The organism is Burkholderia sp. LMG 13014, from assembly GCF_905232215.1.
In the GTDB taxonomy this organism is placed as follows: domain Bacteria; phylum Pseudomonadota; class Gammaproteobacteria; order Burkholderiales; family Burkholderiaceae; genus Burkholderia.
Genome location: NZ_CAJNKE010000569.1, coordinates 1 through 3,706 on the forward strand (window position 1 = coordinate 1; position 3,706 = coordinate 3,706).

Genomic DNA, 3,706 nt, shown 5'->3' on the forward strand with positions numbered 1-3,706 from the left:
CTCGGCGAAGAACGACTTCAGCGCGGCACCGCACTCGTCGGCAAGCACGCCGCCGGTCACTTCGGTGTGGTGATTGAGCTGCGGATTCGCGAACGCGTCGATCACGCTGCCGCAGGCTCCCGTCTTCGGGTCGGCGGCGCCGTAGACGACCCGCGCGATGCGCGCATGCATGATCGCGCCCGCGCACATCAGGCACGGCTCGAGCGTCACGTACAGCTCGCAGCCGGGCATCCGGTAATTCTGCAGATGCTGCGCGGCCATGCGCAGCGCGGCCATTTCCGCATGGGCCGACGGGTCGTGCCCGCCGATCGGATGGTTGAAGCCGCGTGCGATCACTTCGTCGCCGCGCACGAGCACCGCACCGACCGGCACTTCGCCGGCCGCGCGCGCCTCTTCGGCGGCGGCCTGCGCAAGACGCATGAAATGCAGGTCGCGCGCCGATACGGGCGCGGTGTCGGGAACGGGAACAGAAGAATCGGCGGCGGATTCGGCGGCCGGGACGGCCACCGCCCGGGCTGCGTCGTGCAGCGCGTCGGACGTCACATCGGCCCCGCTTCGGCGGACGCTTCGTCGAGCCCGCGCTCGCACAGGCGTTCCGCGATGCGCCGGCAGTAGTCGCGCGGCATCACCATCGGGCCGCCGCGCAGTGATTCGAGCGCCATGTCGAGCGCGAGGATCTTCGCCTGCAGCCGGCACCGCGCGGCACGGTCGCTGACCGCCTGCACTTCGTCATGCAGATTGCGCAGTGCGCGCAATTGCTCAACGGCCGGCGGCACGAAGCCCGCATTCTTCAGGATACGGTTGGCCACCCGCACCTCCTCGGGTACGAGCAGGTCGTCATCCAGCGCCTGCGGCGCGCCGGTACCCGGCAAATCGTCGAACTCGCGCCGCGCAGCAGCAGCGGCAATACGTTGTTCGACCAGGGCGTCAAGCAATCTCATCGGTCAATCGAAACAATGCGGCAGGCCGAATTCTAGCAGGGTGACGCACGTGTGACAGGCACTTCGAACGAATGCTCGATATGCCATTGACGACACGCTCGCGCCGTGCTTGCGCGAGCGTTGTTCCAACCCCGTTTTAGACCATGCCGGCTCGTGGCCACGCATGGTCGTACCCCATTGATGCACGCCGCCGATACCCGGCGCCGCCGTCGACGCAGCCGCTTCGCCACGGCCGCGTCGTCAGGTCCGCTACTACTGTCCGTTGTACAACTCATTGTTGAGACGTTCGAGTTCGCCCGACTTCTGCGCGCGCAGCAGTTCGTTCCGGACTTGCGCTCGCGTGAGCGCGGTCGGACTACCCGCCTGCGACCCTGCGCTGGGCATGCTGCCCATCGACGTCGCGCTGATCGCGGCATCGGACGGCGGCGTCGACATCGGCGCGCTCCCTTCCTGCGCCTGCGCGAGCCCCACTGCGCCCAGCACGCAGATTGCGGCCAGCGCCGCCTTGTACATGGTCTTCATCGTGGCACCTCACATGAAGCTGCAATACCCCCCAACGACGCGGCCGGCGCCATCTTCACACCGTCCGCGCACTTCGACGTCCTGCCTGCTCGCGTGCCGCCGCATCCGGCGCGCACGCAACGTCGATCCTTGCTGGCAATCCCCCTGTTTCCCCCGGGGCTGGCGCATCGACATGCGCGATTTCGTGCTGCGGCCACCTTGCGCGTTTCGAGTTGTGTGAGTCGCGCGTCCCGCCGCATCGCGAATCGGATATTCCCGTCGCATTCGGATTGCATCGGACGAATGCCGCACGCCGAAGGCAACGGCATGTTCGTCACGTGAATACAACCGGAATGGAGCAATGATAGAAACCGCGTGCCGCTTTGACGCCCCCTTGAAAGGGGGCAATTTCGGTCGTTGTCATGTTGAGCGTCTAAGCTGGACAGACAGGACGGCACATGCGCAATCGGCCATGTCAGCACGACGCCGCGCGCGAGTCCGATGCATGCTCGAGGAGCATCTCGATGTCCGACAAGCACGTCGCGCTGGCGAGTCACATCCGACGACTCTGTTCGCTCGGCGTCGAGCCGCGCCTCGTCATTCCTCATGTGATTGAAGCCGCACGGCACATCGTCGGCGCCGACTGGGGCATGTTCTTCTACGCCGACGAGCACTACGCACTGTCGGACGTCTACAGCGAGAACGACACGGTCTACACGGTATTGCCGTCGTACTTCATGAACGTGCACAACACCGCGCGGCAGGAGGTGCTCGGCGTCACGTTCTCCGATGCGATGCGCCGCGGCCGTGGCTTCGTCAACAGCGCGCACTACGACGACGAACTGCTGTCGAGCGAGATGTATGCGGACCTGTGGCAGCCGACCTCGATGCGTCATTGTCTCGAACTGACCGCGACGGACGGCACGCGCGGCTGGGGCAGCCTGCAGCTGTCACGCGCGCCCGGCAGTCGCCCGTTCTCGGAAAAGAATCATCGCGACATCGAACCCATCGCCAGACATCTCGCGCACGCGCTGTCGCGGCCCGCGCAACTGCCGCTGCACGAGGCGGAAGGCAGCCTGTCCGCGATCGTCGTCGTCGATGGCGCCGGCCGGCTCCTGCTGCACAACACGGACAGCATCCGGATGCTGTCGCTCGCGACCGGCGAGCCGCTCGCGTTCTATCGTCACGACCACCTGCCGGACTGGCTCGCCCCGCTGCTGTCGAACGTCAACCGGATCTGGCGCGGACATCCCGCGCCACCCGCGACGCTCGAGCGCCGCAATACCGCCGGCCGCTTTCGCTTCAGGGCCTATCGCCTCGCCGACGCACGCCCCGTGCAGCGCGATTTCTCGATCGTGATCTACATCGAACATTTTCCGCCGCTCGAACTGGAAATCGAACGACTCGGTTTCGAATTCGGGTTGACCGAACGCCAGCGCGAACTCTGCACGCAGCTCGTGCTCGGCCGCTCTCATAGCGAGATCGCGAGCGGCTTCGCGCTGCGCAACAGCACGGTCATCGATCACGTGCGCAAGATCTATCGCAAGCTCAACGTGCACAACCACGACGAATTGCGCAGCGTGTTTCGGGCCGGCTCCCACGACTAGCGCAGCATTCCATTCGCTATCCTTAACAGCATCCATGCCCCGCACGACACGCGGCTCACGGTCGAACGACAGTCATGCGACTGCCCGCATCGGCCGGGATTTCGGAAACGGACGAAACATCCATGCGATCAGGCATGCGCCGATGCCGATCGCGAACGAACCGATGTAGAGCCAGCCGTAGCTGCCGGACGCATCGACGATCAGGCCGCCCGCGACAGGCCCCGCGGCCATGCCGAGGCCGCCGGCCATCGCGCTGCCACCGATCACCGTGCCCATCATCCGCTGCGGAAAATTCTCGCGTGCGAGCACCGGATACAGCGGCATCACACCCGCATAGACGAAGCCGAACAACGTCGCGATCGCGTAGAACCCGTCGAGCGTGCGCACGAAGTCATAGCCGAGCGCACCGAGCGCCTGAGCGAGCAGGCCCACCACCAGCATGCGCTTCGCGCCGATGCGATCGCCCAGGATCCCGAACACGATCCGGCCGCCCATGCCGGCGAGCCCTTCGACGCTGTAGATCGATACCGCGACGATCAGCGGGATCCCGCAAGTCACCGCGTAGCTGACCGTATGGAAGATCGGGCCCGAATGCGTCGCGCAGCAGAAGAAGTTGGTCAGCAACAGCACGATGAACTGCGGCGAACGCAGCGCCTC

At 65.7% G+C, this 3,706-nt stretch carries 5 protein-coding genes; 1 reads left to right on the forward strand and 4 read right to left on the reverse strand.

The features are described 5' to 3' along the window. The 3 genes from tadA to JYJ84_RS31010 all read right to left on the reverse strand — a co-directional run. Nucleotides 1–543: tRNA adenosine(34) deaminase TadA (gene tadA, locus JYJ84_RS31000; protein ID WP_205189904.1), on the reverse strand; the 543-nt coding region annotated here is incomplete at its 3' end. After that, on the reverse strand, nt 540–941 hold the full coding sequence (locus tag JYJ84_RS31005; protein ID WP_043187968.1) for a DnaJ family domain-containing protein: 402 nt from the start codon (nt 939–941) through the stop codon (nt 540–542). The genes tadA and JYJ84_RS31005, both read right to left, overlap by 4 nt. 252 nt (nt 942–1,193) lie before the next feature. Then, nucleotides 1,194–1,463, reverse strand: coding sequence for a DUF4148 domain-containing protein (locus JYJ84_RS31010; RefSeq protein ID WP_122945673.1), 270 nt, complete (start codon nt 1,461–1,463; stop codon nt 1,194–1,196). Between the two features lie 503 nt (nt 1,464–1,966). On the opposite strand from JYJ84_RS31010, the gene JYJ84_RS31015 reads away from it, so the two are divergent. Continuing rightward, a complete protein-coding gene (locus JYJ84_RS31015) occupies nt 1,967–3,049 on the forward strand; it encodes a LuxR C-terminal-related transcriptional regulator (protein ID WP_122946701.1) in 1,083 nt (360 codons plus the stop codon). Nucleotides 3,050–3,121: 72 nt separating this feature from the next. On the opposite strand, the gene JYJ84_RS31020 is transcribed toward JYJ84_RS31015, so the two are convergent. Then, nucleotides 3,122–3,706 (reverse strand): MFS transporter (locus tag JYJ84_RS31020; protein ID WP_205189905.1); only part of this gene is annotated, 585 nt, incomplete at its 5' end.

Excerpts from the sequence above, each read along its gene's own strand:
- JYJ84_RS31015 (WP_122946701.1), top strand. The coding sequence starts at position 1,967 with ATGTCCGACAAGCACGTCGCGCTGGCGAGTCACATCCGACGACTCTGT.
- JYJ84_RS31005 (WP_043187968.1), bottom strand. The coding sequence starts at position 941 with ATGAGATTGCTTGACGCCCTGGTCGAACAACGTATTGCCGCTGCTGCT.
- JYJ84_RS31010 (WP_122945673.1), bottom strand. The coding sequence starts at position 1,463 with ATGAAGACCATGTACAAGGCGGCGCTGGCCGCAATCTGCGTGCTGGGC.